This window comes from Mycobacterium sp. SMC-17 (genome assembly GCF_045310915.1).
GTDB lineage: Bacteria > Actinomycetota > Actinomycetes > Mycobacteriales > Mycobacteriaceae > Mycobacterium.
Genome location: NZ_JBJIAK010000021.1, coordinates 70,272 through 86,248, shown reverse-complemented (window position 1 = coordinate 86,248; position 15,977 = coordinate 70,272). Strand labels below are relative to the sequence as shown.

The 15,977-nt window shown below is 66.7% G+C and carries 16 protein-coding genes and 1 pseudogene; 6 read left to right on the top strand and 11 right to left on the bottom strand.

What is annotated here, in order from left to right:
- Positions 1-7: 7 nt before the first annotated feature.
- Positions 8-1,057 (top strand): oxygenase MpaB family protein, encoded by a 1,050-nt coding sequence (locus ACJH7A_RS15640; protein WP_318984656.1) that lies wholly within the window; start codon positions 8-10, stop codon positions 1,055-1,057.
- Here ACJH7A_RS15640 and arsB read toward each other — a convergent pair.
- Together arsB and ACJH7A_RS15630 are read right to left on the bottom strand one after the other, a co-directional pair.
- Positions 1,054-2,522: pseudogene (gene arsB / locus ACJH7A_RS15635) on the bottom strand (ACR3 family arsenite efflux transporter). The gene ACJH7A_RS15640 and the pseudogene arsB sit on opposite strands and share 4 nt — an antisense overlap.
- A complete protein-coding gene (locus ACJH7A_RS15630) occupies positions 2,519-2,944 on the bottom strand; it encodes an ArsI/CadI family heavy metal resistance metalloenzyme (RefSeq protein ID WP_212808161.1) in 426 nt (141 codons plus the stop codon). The pseudogene arsB and the gene ACJH7A_RS15630 overlap by 4 nt, the downstream one beginning before the upstream one ends.
- A 101-nt stretch (positions 2,945-3,045) precedes the next feature.
- On the opposite strand from ACJH7A_RS15630, the gene ACJH7A_RS15625 reads away from it, so the two are divergent.
- Positions 3,046-3,399, top strand: coding sequence for an Rv2640c family ArsR-like transcriptional regulator (locus ACJH7A_RS15625; protein WP_318984658.1), 354 nt, complete (start codon positions 3,046-3,048; stop codon positions 3,397-3,399).
- Positions 3,400-3,437: 38 nt separating this feature from the next.
- On the opposite strand, the gene chrA is transcribed toward ACJH7A_RS15625, so the two are convergent.
- From chrA to ACJH7A_RS15610, 3 genes are all read right to left on the bottom strand, one after another.
- Positions 3,438-4,595 carry a chromate efflux transporter gene (gene chrA / locus ACJH7A_RS15620; protein WP_406802292.1) on the bottom strand — a complete coding sequence of 386 codons (1,158 nt, stop codon included), beginning with the start codon at positions 4,593-4,595 and terminating at the stop codon, positions 3,438-3,440.
- A gap of 38 nt (positions 4,596-4,633) precedes the next feature.
- Positions 4,634-5,059: a lipoprotein LpqH gene (locus ACJH7A_RS15615; RefSeq protein ID WP_406802302.1), complete on the bottom strand. Its 426-nt coding sequence runs from the start codon at positions 5,057-5,059 to the stop codon at positions 4,634-4,636.
- Between the two features lie 131 nt (positions 5,060-5,190).
- On the bottom strand, positions 5,191-5,475 hold the full coding sequence (locus ACJH7A_RS15610; protein WP_212808158.1) for a hypothetical protein: 285 nt from the start codon (positions 5,473-5,475) through the stop codon (positions 5,191-5,193).
- Positions 5,476-5,640: 165 nt separating this feature from the next.
- Between ACJH7A_RS15610 and ACJH7A_RS15605 the strand changes: the two genes are divergently transcribed.
- Positions 5,641-5,961, top strand: coding sequence for a DUF732 domain-containing protein (locus ACJH7A_RS15605; protein WP_212808157.1), 321 nt, complete (start codon positions 5,641-5,643; stop codon positions 5,959-5,961).
- A gap of 1 nt (position 5,962) precedes the next feature.
- Here the strand turns inward: ACJH7A_RS15605 and ACJH7A_RS15600 are convergent, their stop codons facing one another.
- The 5 genes from ACJH7A_RS15600 to ACJH7A_RS15580 all read right to left on the bottom strand — a co-directional run bounded on the left by ACJH7A_RS15600 (position 5,963) and on the right by ACJH7A_RS15580 (position 10,200).
- Positions 5,963-7,105, bottom strand: a complete 1,143-nt coding sequence (locus ACJH7A_RS15600) for a glycoside hydrolase family 76 protein (protein ID WP_212808156.1) — start codon at positions 7,103-7,105, stop codon at positions 5,963-5,965.
- 15 nt (positions 7,106-7,120) lie between these two features.
- Positions 7,121-7,807: an RNA methyltransferase gene (locus ACJH7A_RS15595; protein WP_212808155.1), complete on the bottom strand. Its 687-nt coding sequence runs from the start codon at positions 7,805-7,807 to the stop codon at positions 7,121-7,123.
- Positions 7,779-8,690 carry a hypothetical protein gene (locus tag ACJH7A_RS15590; protein ID WP_212808154.1) on the bottom strand — a complete coding sequence of 304 codons (912 nt, stop codon included), beginning with the start codon at positions 8,688-8,690 and terminating at the stop codon, positions 7,779-7,781. The genes ACJH7A_RS15595 and ACJH7A_RS15590 overlap by 29 nt, the downstream gene beginning before the upstream one ends.
- Positions 8,691-8,715: 25 nt before the next feature.
- The gene (gene ttfA / locus ACJH7A_RS15585) at positions 8,716-9,528 is read right to left on the bottom strand and encodes a trehalose monomycolate transport factor TtfA (protein ID WP_212808153.1); all 813 of its coding nucleotides are present in this window, start codon (positions 9,526-9,528) and stop codon (positions 8,716-8,718) included.
- Positions 9,529-9,594: 66 nt separating this feature from the next.
- Positions 9,595-10,200: a TetR/AcrR family transcriptional regulator gene (locus ACJH7A_RS15580; RefSeq protein ID WP_212808152.1), complete on the bottom strand. Its 606-nt coding sequence runs from the start codon at positions 10,198-10,200 to the stop codon at positions 9,595-9,597.
- Positions 10,201-10,269: 69 nt separating this feature from the next.
- Here ACJH7A_RS15580 and ACJH7A_RS15575 point away from each other — a divergent pair, with 69 nt between their 5' ends.
- Complete coding sequence (locus ACJH7A_RS15575) at positions 10,270-11,259, top strand: Rieske 2Fe-2S domain-containing protein (RefSeq protein ID WP_212808151.1); 990 nt, start codon at positions 10,270-10,272, stop codon at positions 11,257-11,259.
- A gap of 4 nt (positions 11,260-11,263) precedes the next feature.
- Positions 11,264-12,340 (top strand): dihydrodipicolinate reductase, encoded by a 1,077-nt coding sequence (locus ACJH7A_RS15570; protein ID WP_212808150.1) that lies wholly within the window; start codon positions 11,264-11,266, stop codon positions 12,338-12,340.
- Between the two features lie 230 nt (positions 12,341-12,570).
- On the opposite strand, the gene clpB is transcribed toward ACJH7A_RS15570, so the two are convergent.
- Positions 12,571-15,117, bottom strand: a complete 2,547-nt coding sequence (clpB, locus tag ACJH7A_RS15565) for an ATP-dependent chaperone ClpB (protein WP_406802290.1) — start codon at positions 15,115-15,117, stop codon at positions 12,571-12,573.
- 187 nt (positions 15,118-15,304) lie between these two features.
- Here clpB and ACJH7A_RS15560 point away from each other — a divergent pair, with 187 nt between their 5' ends.
- A complete protein-coding gene (locus ACJH7A_RS15560) occupies positions 15,305-15,970 on the top strand; it encodes a GAP family protein (RefSeq protein ID WP_212808148.1) in 666 nt (221 codons plus the stop codon).
- The last annotated feature ends 7 nt before the right edge of the window (positions 15,971-15,977 follow it).

Below are 15,977 nucleotides of genomic sequence, written 5' to 3'. Positions count from 1 at the left end.
GTAAGTCGTGCCCCAGCCAGTGCAACCCCTCGCCGACTACGGCTTCTTCGGCCCCGGCACCGTCACCTGGAAGGTGTGGGGACACACCACGACTCCAGTCACCGGCCTCCAGCGGGCCGTTGTGGTCGAGGAACTCGACCCGTCGCTGATCGCGGCCGTCGACGCCACACAGGCCAACTACGACCGACCGCGCACCCGCTATGACCGCACCGTCCGGTATTTCGCAACCGTCGCGTTCGGCGACAGCGAGTCGGTGGTCAAGGCCGCGGACGTGCTCGTGAAGGTGCATTCGAAAGCGATTGGCACAGAGCCGGTCAGCGGCAACAAGTACGACGCCAACAACCCGCACTCACAGCTGTGGATCCTGCTGACCGGATGGCATTCGGTCCTGACCGCCTACGAGATGTACGGCGGCGGCAAGCTCACCCCAGAGGAAGAGAACCAGTACTGGGAAGAGTGCGCCGTCGCGGCCGAATTCCAGACCTGCGACCCGGCCGACGTACCGCGTACCAGCGCCGGTGTTCGCGCGTACTTCGACGAGATGCGCCCACATCTGGCGGTCAGTGAAGCGGCCCGCGCCATGATGGACCACCTGCTCAATGCCAAAGTCGTGCTGCCTCCGGCGCCGTGGGTACTGAAGCCGGTCGTCGAGCTCATCAACCTCGTCCTGCGCGCGGGCACGATTGCCACCATGCCGCGTTGGATGCGCAAGCTCAGCGGTTTCGACCAGCCCCGCGTCGTCGACATCGCCGTGCGCCCGGTACTCAAGGTTGCCTACGGCATCGTCGATCGCAGCCCACGGCTGAAACTCGCAGTGGCGCAGCTGATCGCGCCGTCGGTGAGCCAGGTGGCCGCGCCGTACATCCTCGGTATCCCGGCGATCACCGATGCCGTGTTCACTCCCGAAGAGGCGCGCCGCCGCTACGGATTCGTCAAACCCGCTGACGCACACCACGATCTGCGGGCCAAGCAACAGCAACGGGTGTTCGGCGAAGGCCAGGCTCCCAGCGACGAGGGCTTGATCGAGTCGCAGGCGTACCTCGGGAGTCTCGCCTAGCGCGGCAGCAGTTCGGCGACCAGGTCCCGGACCCGCTCGGCAATGGCATCGCGGATGGGCCGGACGGCCTCAATGGGTTGCCCCGCCGGGTCATCGAGTTTCCAGTCCCGGTAGGACACCCCCGGAAAGTACGGGCAGGTGTCGCCGCAGCCCATGGTGATCACCACGTCGCTCGCTTCCACCGTGTCAGCCGTCAGCACCTTGGGCGCTTCAGCCGTGATGTCGATGCCGAGTTCAGCCATGGCCGCGACCGCGACCGGGTTGATCGCATCGGCGGGAGCCGTTCCCGCAGAACGTACTTCGATCTGCCCGTCGGACAGCTCAGTCAACAGCGCGGCCGCCATCTGCGACCGGCCGGCGTTGTGGACGCAGACGAACAGCACGCTGGGTTTGGGGCTCATGCGGGCACACTCCTCAGCCGCGGCCGCAGCGCCAGCGACAGATACACCAGCGCTACCAGAACCGGCACTTCGATCAGCGGCCCGACGACGCCGGCCAGGGCCTGCCCAGAGGTCGCGCCCCACGTCGCGATGGCGACGGCGATGGCCAGTTCGAAGTTGTTACCCGCCGCGGTGAACGCCAGCGTCGTGGTGCGTTCGTAGCCGAGTCCGAGGGCGGCTCCCAGCACGTAACCACCGACCCACATGATCGCGAAGTAGACCAGCAGCGGGAGCGCGATACGGGCGACGTCCCATGGGCGAGTGGTGATCTGATGCCCTTGCAGCGCAAAGAGGATCACGATGGTGAACAGCAACCCGTACAGTGCCCACGGCCCGATCCTGGGCAGGAACGTCGACTCGTACCAGGCGCGGCCCTTGGCCTTTTCGCCGAGCCGGCGCGACAGGTAGCCGGCAGCCAGCGGGATGCCGAGGAAGATCAGCACCGACTTCGCGATCTGCCACGGGGACGTCGCAATCGCGGTCTGCGGCAGGTGCAGCCAGCCCGGCAGCACCGACAGGTAGAACCAGCCGAGCACCGCGAACATCAGTACCTGGAACACCGAATTGAGCGCCACCAGAACAGCTGCAGCCTCCCGGTCGCCGCACGCCAGGTCGTTCCAGATGATCACCATGGCGATGCAGCGAGCCAGGCCGACAACGATGAGTCCGGTCCGATACTCGGGCAGGTCCGCGAGGAACAGCCAGGCCAGCGCGAACATCAGCGCCGGCCCGAGCACCCAGTTCAACACCAGTGAGGACAGCAGCAGCTTGCGGTCGGACGTGACGGTGTCGAGCCGGTCGTACCGGACCTTGGCCAGCACCGGGTACATCATGATCAGCAGGCCCAGCGCGATCGGCAACGAAATGCCGTCCACCTGAACCTTTTCCAGCACGACGTCCAGTCCGGGGACCCAGCGGCCGAGCAAGAGCCCGGCCGCCATCGCCAACCCGATCCAGACCGGCAGATACCGGTCGAGCGTCGAGAGTCGAGCTGTCGCCGGAGCGGCGTCAGCGGTCTGCGTCATGCCTGCGCCCCGCAGCACACCGCATCGTCCGATCCACTCGGGGCCGCGCCGAAGGTGTCACTGTCGGCGAGGACGGTGTAGACCTCCCAGCGTTCCCCGCCGGGGGCGGTCACCCACACCTTGTCCTGCGTGGCAAAGCAACAGGTGGTGCCGATCTCCTCTTCGGTGAACATCCCTGCGTCGGTGAGGCGGGCGATCTCCGCGTGCACGGCGTCGCTGGATTCGACCTCCACGCCCAGGTGGTTGACCGACCCGCCGTGTCCCGGGTTCTCGAGCAGCACCAGTTTGAGCGGCGGATTCGCGATCGCAAAGTTGGCGTAGCCGGGCTTCACCTTGGCCGGCTCGGCGCCGAAGAGGTTGCGGTAGAAGGCGATCGACTCGTCGAGGTTGTCGACGTTCAGAGCCAGCTGCACACGAGACATTGCAGACCTCCTGGGGTATGTGACGTATGTCGAATCTGCGCGCAAGACTGTTCTACGCACCTTTTCGATATATGTCAACAAGCTGGGGTATCATCGGCGCCATGCCCAAGGCACTGCCCGTGATCGACATGTCGGCGCCGTTGTGCTGCGCCCCGGTAGCCGCGAGCCCGACGGATGACGCCGCGGCCCTCGACCTGGCCATGCGGCTCAAGGCACTCGCCGACCCCGCGCGCGTGAAACTGATGTCGCTGCTGTTCACGTGTGACGAGCCCTGTACCACCGGCTCCCTCGCCGCCGCCGTGGGCCTGGCCGAATCGACGGTCAGTCACCACCTCGGCCAGCTACGCGCCGCCGGGTTCGTCATATCCGAACGTCAGGGCATGAACGTGCACCACACCCCGCGGCGCGACGCACTCGCCGCGCTGTGCCGGGTGCTCGACCCGAATTGCTGCTGACAGCCCTCGCAGGCCCTGCGGGCTTCCGACCGGGCAGATCAGCCCGGTAAGGGCAGGCCGAATGCGGTGGCGAGGACGCCGGCCCCGGCGGCCAGCAGCAAGGTGATCACGACGTTGACCCGGCTGAACACCGCGACCACCGCCACCGCCAGCACGACGTACTGCCAGGTCTGGCTGATCGACATGGCCAGTGGCACCGCCGAGCCGAGGATGGCACCGACAGCGGCCGGACCCGCGCCGTCCAGGAAGGCCCGCACGTATCCATTGCTGCGAATCCGGTCGAAGTGCCTGGCGCCCAACAGGATGAACAGGAACGACGGGCTGAAGGCCACCACCGAGGCCAGCACCCCGCCGAGCAGTCCCGCGGCGGCATAGCCGACGACGGCGACGGTCTGCACCACCGGTCCCGGCGTGATCTGGCCCAGCGCAACGGCATTGAGGAACTGAGCCCCGGTCATCCAGTGGTAGTGGTCAACGGCATCGGCCTGCATGAGCGGAATGATGACGAAGCCGCCGCCGTACGACAGTGCGCCGACCTTCAACGCCACCCAGCACAGCGAACCCAGCGTGCCCAGTGTCAGGGAGTGCAGCGCCAAGACCGGCATGCTGCGAGCACCGGACCGGGGCAGCGTCGTCGTCCGCACCAATTCGATTGCGCCACAGGCCAACAACACCACTACCAGCCACGGGCCCAGCAGCGCCGCCGCGGCCGCGCCGCATGTGACATACACCAGCCACCGGATGGAGCTGGTGCGCCGCTGCCAGCTCGCGGGGATCAATGCGGCCCCGGCATGGACGGCGACGGCGGCCACCGCCGCGCCCGCGCCGGCCCCGGCGGCCAGCACCCACCGTGGTGGGGAACCGACCAGGAACAAGGCCGCCAGGCCGAGGATGACGATGAGCCCCGGAATGATGAATGCGGCGCCACCGACCAGCGCACCCAGGCGGCCACGGACGCGCCAGGCGCAGTAGATCGACAGCTGCGTCGACGCCGGCCCCGGTAACAGGTTGCAGGTGGCGATCGCGTCTTCGAACTCGGTGGCACCGATCCAGCGGCGCCGCTCCACGCACAGGCTGCGCAACAGCTTGATGTGCGTGGGCGGCCCACCGAAACCGATGCATCCGATGGTGCCCCACTCACGCAGTACGGTGCCCAGGGACACTCGGGGCGATGCATCCTCTGCCGGGGTGGTCACGACCAATCATCCTGGCGGGTCACGCCGTATCGCGCACCTTACGGGCAGGCGACATCCATCTCGAAGCTCTTGCTCACCTGCTGCGGCGACCGCGGATTGCTCAGGTCGCTACCGCTGGCGGTGCCCTTGATCGCGTACGACTTGCCCCGCACGGCGGCGACGGCCTGATCCGCCTCGCCGGGCTCGGAGCTCGTGAACCCCAGCGCGACACCGTCGACGGTGCCGAGCCCGACGGTACGAACCTGTGGCGGGTCGCTCGTCGTCACCACCGCGCCGACCCCGCTGGAGATGTCGCCGATCCCGATCGTGACGTTGTCACCCGCCTGGTGGCAGGTCACCCCACCGCTCACCGGCCGCTGCTGTCCGTCAACGATGACCTGCGGCGCGCGCAAGCCCGAATTCGGTGAGCCGGCAGTCGGTTTGGAGTTCTCCGTGGAACAACCGGCCAGTCCTAGCGCGACCACACCGATCACGAGAGTCTTGCGTACCAACGTTCTCCTCCTTCGCGTCCGGGATATCTGGCGGTACAGGCCAGGGGTTCCCCAGAGCGAAGGAGCCGAATCGTCAGCGGCAGAGAATCGTCAGCGGCAAAAAGCTACGGGCAAACGGTCACGATGCCGGCGGGGCCGGTCACGCAGGGCAGGTTGACGTAGACCTCAGGGCCATCCCAGCCCGGACCACGCCAGCCGGGTGCACCCCAACCGCGGCCGGGGTGTCCGTCCCAGTCGTCGTGGCCGTGGCCCCAGCCGCGGTCCAGCGGGATCGTGGCGGGGTCGTGCGCCGGAGCAGCGCTCGCGATTCCGGCACCGACACCCAAAAGCGCAGCTCCCAGGCTTGCGGCAAGGGCTGTAGTCGACGCAATCTTCTTCATCGTGGCCATGGCCATCCTCCGAAATAAGCAAAAAATCAAAATGCAATATGCGGTCTAAGTATATGACGCTGACGCTGCTGAAGAAATTCCGGTGGTCGCACGCAAGCGACTCCACCCGGGATCGCCGAGCCTCGCGTAGCCTGTCAGCAAACCGATCTTGCATGGGGGATCCCAATGAAGCGCACACGCACAGCAGCTCTGTTCGCGGCGGTCTCGTCGGCGGCCGCCATCGTGATGGCCGTACCCGCCCACGCCGACGACCAGATCGACCCGATGTTCCTGCAGGCCGTGCATGACAAGGGCATCCTGATGCCGAACAGCACCGCCATCAAGCTCGCGCACGGCACCTGTAGTGCGATGCGCAGCGGCGGCGTCAACTCGGCACTGAGCTACCTGAAGAAGAACGCCGGCAACCTGTCCAATGACGACGCCGTCAAGTTCGGCGGGCTGGCCATCTACGCGTACTGCCGCGAGTTGACGCCGAAGGGGCAGTAGGTCAGGACTCCCCGGCCTCAGCGGTCAACGTGTGGGCCGCTTCCATCAGCATCCAGCCGGCCACCTGTACCGACAGGTCGCGTTCCGGGATATCAGACGAATTCACCGCGCCGTCAACGGATTTCGCCTGCTCGCCGGTGTCCTTCGGCAGCTCGGCCGCACGGTTCCAGAACGCGCCGAACAGCGGGATGCCGTTGACGGACTGCCGGTAGTCCCACGCCGATTCCGCTGATTTGAGCACCAGCTCGCGCGCGGTCGTCCTGGCCGCGTCGTCCGCCTCGGTATCCCCCGGCAAGGTCGTGGCCACCAGCGTCAGGTAGCGGGCCAGGATGGCGCCGAACAGGCCACCGTCGCCGCCTCCCGCGCCCCTGATCACGCCGTCGTCCAGCATGTGGTCCTTGACCGCTGCCACCAGGCGGTGCACCCGCTCCGCGTGCCGCGGATCGCCGGTACGCACGGCCAGCTCCACTTCCAGGCCCAGCACCACGCCCTGGCAGTACGTGTACTGGGCGCGCACCATGGAACCGCCCTTGATGCCGTCGAACACCAGGTGCGTATCGGGGTCGATCAGCGTGCCGTCGATCCAGTCGGCCATCTGCTGCGCCCGCCGCAGGCGGTCGTGGCGGGCCAGGAAGATGCCGGCCGGACCGTTCGCCGGTGCGTTGAAGAACTGGTCCTGTTTGCGCCACGGGATACCGCCGCCGTCCTCGGGCACCCACGCGTTGAGGAACTGGTCGGCAAACGTCTTGAGCGCCTTGGGCCGGGCCACCCCGACCAGCCGGCCGGACCGCTCCAGTGCGAGCGCCAGCCACGCCATGTCGTCGTAGTAGTTGTTGGTCCAGGACCCGTTGTTGCGCAGGCGATGTCCGCGGATCTGACGGCTGATGCGGGCAACGCGGTACTCCTGGGGGTCGCGCAGCTGCGCATCGACCATGCAGTCCAGCAGGTGCGCCTGCCACCAGTAGTCCCAGCTCTTGAACAGCCGGTCGGCACGCGTCGACGGCCAGGCCACCACGCCCAGCTGGGTGCCGGGTATCCCCCAGAGCCGCCGGATATGCCGGTTGAACACCGCCGTCTCGGCGCTGGCCGCACGGTTCGCCCAGACTGCATCCCCGTCGCTCCGCTCCACCGGACGCTGATCCATGCGTTCCATCCTGCCCTACCAGGCCCGATCCAGTCCTGCGTGTTGAGTGATCCAGGTGTGCATGACGATCCCGGCGGCCACCCCGGCGTTGATGCTTCGGGTCGAGCCGAATTGCGCGATGGACACCGTCATCATCGACCCCGTCTTGGCGTCGTCGGTGATGCCCGGCCCCTCCTGCCCGAAGATCAGCAGGCACGCGCGGGGCAGCGTCGTCTCTTCCAGCCGCACCGAGCCGGGCACGTTGTCGACGGCCACCGGCGTCAGCCCCTTGGTTTCGGCGAACGCCAGCAATTCCGCTGTGGTGGCGTGGTGCATGAGTCGCTGGTAGCGGTCAGTCACCATGGCGCCCCGGCGATTCCACCGCCGCCGGCCGACGATGTGCACGGTGTCCACCGCGAACGCGTTGGCGGTGCGGACCACCGCGCCGATGTTGGCGTCGTTGCCGAAGTTCTCGATCGCGATGTGCAGCGGGTGCCGGCGCTGGTCGATGTCGGCGATGATCGCCTCCCGCGTCCAGTACCGGTAGGCATCGACGACGTTGCGAGAGTCGCCCTCACGCAACAACTCCGGGTCGTAGCGCGGATCGTCGGGCAGCTCGCCCGGCCACGGGCCGACGCCGGGTCCAGCTCCCCATTCGGTGGGGCCGGGCACATCGGCGTGGTCGACGATCTGGTCAGTCACGCGAAATCCACACCGCCGCATGCGTTCCCACCACGGTGACGGTGGCGTACAGCAGCGCCTGGTTGATGTCACCCTGCGTACACAACGACGCGCGGGTGTTGATCGCCCCGACCTTCGAGTCGGGCAGCACCAGCAGCGTCGCACCGTAGACGTCGCACATGTGCGACAGGCCGGGCGGTGGCAACGTCGGCGCCACCGCGATCATCAGCGGCCCGCCGCGCTTGGCCGAGTCATCTTTGTACCTGCTTGCCAGGCCGCCGATTTCGAGGCCGAGCAGCATGTAGCCCTTGCCGGTGAACGCCGTCGGATCCCCCAGCGCCGCCGGGATCAGCTGCCCACCGTCGGCCCGGAACCCGTCGACGCTGGTGGCTTTGAGGGTCAATCCGGTGTCGGACTCATTGGTCGGCGTCAGCCCGACGGGGTACGCCGCACCGTAGGCGACGGTGGTGTCCTTGATCCGGTCCGCGGGCGAGTACAGGTAGACGCCACGCACCTGGGTCTGATCGCGCATCGGGCCCAAACAGACTGTGCCCGTGACCTTGTCCGGGTTCTGCACGACGGCCGGGTTGATCTTGAGGTTGGGGACGCCGACGCAGCCACCGATCAGGTTCGATTCGAGGGGGTGCGCCAATGCGCCGTACAGGCCGAAGCGCAGCGTCTCGGGCTTGGCGTGTTCACCGCCGGCCTTCGCGGCGGCCAGATCGACGTCGATCAGCACCTGATCGTCTTGAAAGCGCAGGTTGGACACCGAGACGTTCCAGCCCAGCAGCGCCTGCGACTCTCCGACTTTGGCGCTGGGCGCACCGAAGACGACAGAGCTGGCGGAACCATCGCTCGAACACGCGACCAGCACGCCGGCCAGCAGCACAGTCAGCAGCCGCGAGGCCAACCTGCGAAAAGACATGCGGCCAAGGTTAGCCGCAGGCGAATCAGCGCTGATAATTCGGCGCGGGACGGCCGTTACGGGCCGGCGCGAACTGCGTGTAGCGCCCGACGTCGGCGCGGCCGGGGGCCTGGTTGCTGCGGCCGGTGGGCAGTTCGTTCTGACGCATCGGGCCGGCGCTGAGCGGGCGGCTCGGCGAACCGCTGCGACGGGCGACGGCCTGACCGGCGACACTGTTCTGGCCGGACGGCACCGGCGGCAGCACCCGCAGCAGGTCGTTGAACTGGCGGACGGTGCGCAGACCCTCGTCCCACTGAGCGCGGGTGCTGGTGATCGGCATGGACACCAGCGTCCAGTTCTGCTCGTTCCACATGATCTCGGCGCAATCCGGGGCGGTGTGCGAGAACGTCACCATGCGGCGGTCACAGGCGCGACGGGCGGCATCGAGGTTCGTGGAGTAGACCATGCGGGGCCCGATGGCGCCGAGCAGCCAGATGTCGTTTTCCCGCGGCTCCGGGATGTCCTTGAGGCGGACGTCCATGGCCACGTTGGTGCCGACCTTGCGGTGCAGGGCGATGACGGTGGCCACGTCGTCGAGGTCGAAGATGAACACGGCCTCGCCGCGGATCTGTCCGAGGACGACATTGCGGGCGTGCACGTTCTCACCGACGGTCGACATGATGCCGCGGCTCCACCGCTTGACCAGGTCGGGAGTCTCGTGTTCGTAGTCGAACCCGTGCGACTTCGCCCATGACTTGCGGCGCCGGCCGAGGCCACGTCGACGGTCGATGTCGACATACAGCAGCACTGCCGCACCCACGAAGCAGAGTGCGGAAAGCGTGAACCAGAGCGGGACCATCGGACCAAGCCTACTGGTTGGTACCCGAAATGCTCGAACTCGAATTGGTTACAAGCTGGTCACGTGCTATTTGAGGTAGGCCACGATCGCGCTCGTGAGCCCCCGCCGGGCCACGTCGAGGTCGGTGTAGGTACCGAGCTGGCGTTCGGAGGCGATACCGCGCATCGCGCCGGGGATGAACGAGGCCACCTCGCGCACCCGCTCGGGGTCGACGTCCAGGTCGGCGAAGGCCTGTTGGCAGGTCTGCAGCCAGCTCTGCCCCCATGACGACAGTTCGGCGGCGGTCTTCGGGTACAGCCGTTCCAGCTCGGCGTGGTCTCGTGGCAGCGCCGCGCGCAGGTTCTCGATGGCCCGCGAATCGCCGATGGTCAGGCCGTCGTAGAGCAGGTCGATGATGGTCGCGACGCGTTGGTGCAGCGTAGTGGCGCTGTCGTGGTGGCTCAGCATGCCCGCGCGGCGCTCGGCGGTCCGGCGCAGGACGGCGGCCCAGAAGCCGTCGATATCGCCGAACTGGTACTTCACGGCACCCCAGGTGACGCCGATCTCCTTGGCGATCCGGTTGGCCGATACCGCGCCCGGATCGCCGGTGGCCAGCGCCTTGCGCGCGGCCTCCAACATGCTCTCCCGGGTGGCGTCACCGCGCTTGTTGGTTCGTCGTGCCGCCGCGGTCATCGTCCGAGATTAGCGCAGTTTCGCAGAACCCTCTTTCAAAGTTTCACAGAACCTCCTACGATTCGGCTCATGGCCAAACCCACGCTGCCCATGAAGCCGACGGGATGGTTCCAGGTCGCCTGGTCGGACGAGGTCGAAGTCGGCGTGGTGCACGCCATGAAGTACTTCGGCGAGGAGATGGTCGCCTGGCGCGCCGAATCCGGCGCCGTCACCGTCATGAACGCCTACTGCGAGCATCTCGGCGCACACCTCGGCTTCGGCGGCCACGTCGTCGGCGAGACCATCCAGTGCCCGTTCCACGGCTGGCAGTGGAACGCCGAAGGCCGCAACGTCTGCATCCCGTACCAGGACCGGCCCAACCGCGGCCGCCGGATTCGTACCTACCCCGTCACCGAGCGCAACGAGGCCATCTACATCTGGCACGACGTCGAGGGCCGGGAGCCGTTCTTCGAGGCGCCCGACGTGTTCGCATCGTTCAACGACGGCAGCAGCGCCGCCGACTACTACCCCCAGCAGCGACTGTTCCGCGAAACCCTCGAGCTGCATCCGCAGTACGTCCTGGAGAACGGCGTCGACTTCGCGCACTTCAAGTTCGTGCACCAGACGCCGATCGTGCCGGTGTTCACCCGGCACGACTTCGCGGCACCGGTCTCCTACGTCGACTTCACGATCACCTTCGAGGGCAGCGACCAGCAGTCGATCGAGGATGTCCGCAGCGGCGTCGAGGCGATCAACGGCGGTCTCGGCATCGCCGTCACCAAGAGCTGGGGCATGATCGACAACCGCACCATCTCGGCCGTCACCCCCGTCGACGAGTGCACCTCCGACGTGCGATTCATGGTCTACATCGGGCGGACACCGGGCAAGGACAGCCCCCGGGCCGCCGAGCGCGCCGCCGCCTTCGGCGACGAGGTGATCCGGCAGTTCACCCAGGACATCCACATCTGGTCGCATCAGCGCTATGCGGATCCGCCGGCGCTGGCCACCGCCGAATACGAGGGCTTCACCGCAATCCGCAAGTGGGCCATGCAGTTCTATCCCGAAACCCCGAAGGGCTGACCAGATGTCCAAGATTCGCGTCTTCCAGGTGGCAACCGGCAACGTCGGTACCGAGATGATCAGGCGCATCGGCAAGCGTCCCGACCTCGAGTTGGTCGGATTGCATTGCTATACAACGGAAAAAGTGGGACGCGATGCCGGCGAGATCGCGGGTATCGGGCCGATCGGCGTCATCGCCACCGGCTCGGTCGACGACATCATCGCCGCGAAACCCGATGTCCTCACCTTTCACGGCGTCTTCCCCGACGAGGATCTCTACGTGAAAGTCCTTGAGGCCGGGATCAATATCGTGACGACGGCCGACTGGATCACCGGCTGGCACCGCGACACCAACCACCCGCACCCCTCGGGCAGGCCGGTGTCGCAGCTGCTGGCCGAGGCCTGTGCCAAGGGCGGGTCGACGTTCTACGGCACCGGGATGAACCCCGGCGTCAACCAGATCCTGGGCGTGGTGTGTTCGGCGGACGTCGCCGAGATCGAGAACGTCACCACCATCGAATCCGTCGACGTGTCGTGCCATCACAGCAAGGACACCTGGATCGAGGTGGGATACGGCCTGCCCGTTGACGATCCGTCGATCCCGGCGAAACTGGAGAAGTACACACGGGTGTTCGCCGACAGTGTGCTGATGATGGCCGACTGCTTCGGGCTCGAGCTCGACGAGGTGACATTCAGCGCGGAACTCGGCGCCTGCACCAAGGATGTCGACCTGGGCTGGTACACGCTGCCGAAGGGCTCCCTTGGCGGCAACTACATCAAGTACCAGGGCATGGTCGACGGGGTGCCGCGCATCGAGACGCACCTGGAATGGCAGATGACGCCGCACACCGACCCGAGCTGGAACATCAAGGGCTGCTACATCACTCAGATCAAGGGTGACCCGTGCGTCTACAACAAGCACATGATCTACCCGAAACCCGGTGTGGACCTGTCGAATCCGGACAATTTCGCCTCGATCGGCATGACCGTGACGGGGCTGCCCGCACTCAACGTCATCGCCTCGGTGGTCAAGGCCCCGCCGGGACTGTTGACGAGCGCCGACGTGCCGCTGCGTGGTTTCGCGGGCCGCTTCAACATCTGACGCCCAGCGAAAAGTACGTAGCTTCAATCACTAGGCACTTGCATCCGGCCCGACAGAAGCCAGGGACCGTTCTGGGCCCTCAGACGTCCCTCAGTTCAATCTCCAACTGGAGATGGCAGTCCGGTTGAACTCATGCACTTTTCGTCGGCACTGTTGCGCACCCCAAGCGAAAACCCCCTATTTCCAAAGAAATAGGGGGTTTTCACGTCTACTCGGGAACTACCTGAGACTCAGCCGAGCACCAGGCTCTCGCCGTCTTCGCTGACGTTCACCGGGACGGTGTCGCCGTCGTGCACCTCGCCGGCCAGCAGCTTCTTGGCCAACTGGTCGCCGATCGCCTGCTGCACCAGCCGGCGCAGCGGGCGCGCACCGTACAGCGGGTCGAAGCCACGGTCGCCCAGCCACTTCTTGGCGTCCAGCGAGACCTCCAGCTGGAGGCGCCGCTGAGCCAGCCGCTTCTGCAGCTGCTGCAGCTGGATGTCGACGATGGACACCAGCTGGTCCGGGTTCAGCGCGTCGAAGATCAGCACGTCGTCGAGCCGGTTGATGAACTCCGGCTTGAACTTGGCACGCACCGCCGCCATCACCTGATCCGGAGTACCTCCGGCGCCCAGGTTGGACGTCAGGATCAGGATGGTGTTGCGGAAGTCGACCGTGCGGCCCTGACCGTCGGTCAGCCGTCCTTCGTCGAGCACCTGCAGCAGCACGTCGAAGACGTCCGGGTGGGCCTTCTCGACCTCGTCGAACAGCACCACCGTGTACGGGCGTCGCCGCACCGCCTCGGTCAGCTGACCGCCGGCGTCGTAGCCGACGTAGCCGGGAGGGGCACCGACCAGACGAGCCACCGAGTGCTTCTCGCCGTACTCGCTCATGTCGATGCGGACCATCGCGCGTTCGTCGTCGAACAGGAACTCCGCCAACGCCTTTGCCAGCTCGGTCTTACCGACACCGGTCGGGCCCAGGAACAGGAACGAACCCGTCGGGCGGTTGGGGTCGGCGACCCCGGCCCGGGCCCGGCGCACGGCGTCGGACACCGCAACCACCGCTTCGGCCTGGCCGATGACGCGCTTGCCCAGCTCGCTCTCCATCCGCAGCAGCTTGGCCGTCTCACCCTCGAGCATGCGGCCGGCCGGGATGCCTGTCCACGCCGACACCACGTCGGCGATGTCGTCGGGGCTGACCTCTTCCTTGAGCATGACGTTCTCGCGGGCCTCGGCAACGGGCAGCGCCGCGTCGAGTTGCTTCTCGACCGCGGGGATCCGGCCGTACCGCAGCTCGGCGGCCTTGGCCAGATCGCCGTCGCGCTCGGCCCGGTCGGCCTCACCGCGCAACGTCTCCAGCTGTTCCTTGAGCTCGCGGACGATGTCGATGGCGTTCTTCTCGTTCTGCCACCGGGTGGTCAGCTCGGAGAGCTTCTCCTTGTAGTCGGCCAACTCCGAGCGCAGCTTCTCGAGCCGCTCCTTCGACGCGTCGTCCTCTTCCTTGGACAGCGCCATCTCCTCGATCTCGAGGCGACGGACCAGTCGCTCGACCTCGTCGATCTCGACAGGCCGCGAGTCGATCTCCATGCGCAGCCGGGACGCGGCCTCGTCGACCAGGTCGATGGCCTTGTCCGGCAGGAAGCGGCTCGTGATGTAGCGATCGGAAAGGGTCGCCGCGGCCACCAGAGCCGAGTCCGTGATGCGCACACCGTGGTGTACCTCGTAGCGGTCCTTGAGGCCGCGCAGGATGCCGACGGTGTCCTCGACCGACGGCTCACCGACCAGCACCTGCTGGAAGCGGCGCTCCAGGGCGGCGTCCTTCTCGATGTACTTGCGGTACTCCTCGAGCGTGGTCGCACCCACCAGCCGCAGCTCGCCACGGGCCAGCATGGGCTTGATCATGTTGCCGGCGTCCATCGCGGATTCGCCGGTCGCGCCGGCACCCACGATGGTGTGCAACTCGTCGATGAAGGTGATGACCTGACCGGCCGAGTTCTTGATGTCATCCAGGACGGCCTTGAGCCGCTCTTCGAACTCGCCGCGGTACTTGGCGCCGGCCACCATCGAGCCGAGGTCCAGGGAGATGACGGTCTTGTCCCGCAGGCTCTCCGGCACGTCACCTTGGGCGATGCGCTGGGCCAGGCCCTCGACGATCGCGGTCTTACCGACGCCGGGCTCACCGATCAGCACGGGGTTGTTCTTCGTGCGCCGGCTCAGGACCTGCACGACACGACGAATCTCGTTGTCGCGACCGATGACCGGGTCGAGCTTGCCGTCCCGGGCGCGTGCTGTCAGGTCGGTGGAGTACTTCTCCAGCGCCTGGTAGCTGCCCTCGGGGTCGGGGCTGGTGACGCGGGCGCTGCCGCGGACCTTCACGAACGCCTCGCGCAGGGTCTGCGGCGCGGCGCCGTGGTTGACCAGCAGCTTGGCGACGTCGGAGTCGCCACTGGCCAGGCCGTACAGCAGGTGCTCGGTGGAGACGTATTCGTCGTCCATCTCGGTGGCCAGGTGCTGGGCAGCCGTCAGGGCTGCCACCGACTCACGAGACAGTTGCGGCGTCGAGTTGGCGCCACTGGCACTCGGCAGCTGGTCGATCAGCCGCTGGGCTTCGGCCCGGATGGCGGCGGGCTCGACACCGACGGCCTCCAGCAGAGGCGCGGCGATGCCGTCATTCTGGGTCAGCAGAGCCATCAACAAGTGCGCCGGACGGATCTCCGGGTTTCCGGCGGCAGTCGCCGCCTGCAACGCTGAGGTCAGCGCCGCCTGAGTCTTCGTGGTCGGGTTGAACGAGTCCACGACACCTCCCTTTCGTCTACAGAAAAATGCTTGTCGCTGAGTTCAACGTCGTCAAGGTTGAGTCTGTTCCGCTCAAGTCTAGAAAATTCCGACCAATTTTCAATACCGCCACAAGTCCTTTTCCACGCTGTCCGAATGCCCCTTGTCGGTGAAGGCATACTTGTCGCGACCGCGAAGGGGTGCACGCATGACAGATTGGGCTTCGGTCCTGACCGAACTGATTCCCCTCGCCTTGGTGATCGCCCTTTCTCCACTGTCGATCATTCCCGCGGTCCTGGTGCTGCAATCCCCCCACGCCCGCATCACCGGCCTGACGTTTCTCGCGGGCTGGCTCGTGGCCATCGGCGTACTCACCGGGGTTTTCGTCCAGCTGTCCGGCCTCATGCCCGAGGCCGGCCATCCGTCGACGACGGCGTCGTGGGTGCGCATCGTGATCGGCGTCCTGCTGGTCGTCTTCGGCATCTACCGCTGGGCCAACCGCAACCACGACGCTCCCGAGCCGGCCTGGATGCGGAAGCTGACCAGTGTCACCCCCGGCCGGGGCTTCGTGACCGCCGCGGTGCTCGCGGTCGTGAACCCGAAAGTGCTGTTCATGTGCGTCGCCGCCGGTCTGGCGATCAGCACCGACGAACTCCCCCACGCGGCTGCCTTGGCATCGGTGCTGTGTTTCACCGTGGTGGCGGGCAGCTCGGTCGCCATCCCGATCCTGACCTACGCCGCCGCCGGCGAACGGCTGGACCCGGCCATGGCCCGCCTCGGCGCCTGGCTGCACCGCCAGCACGCGGTGCTGGTCGCCGGAATCCTGATCGTCATCGGACTTCTCGTGGCATACAAGGGCCTGAGCCACCTCTAGGACTACC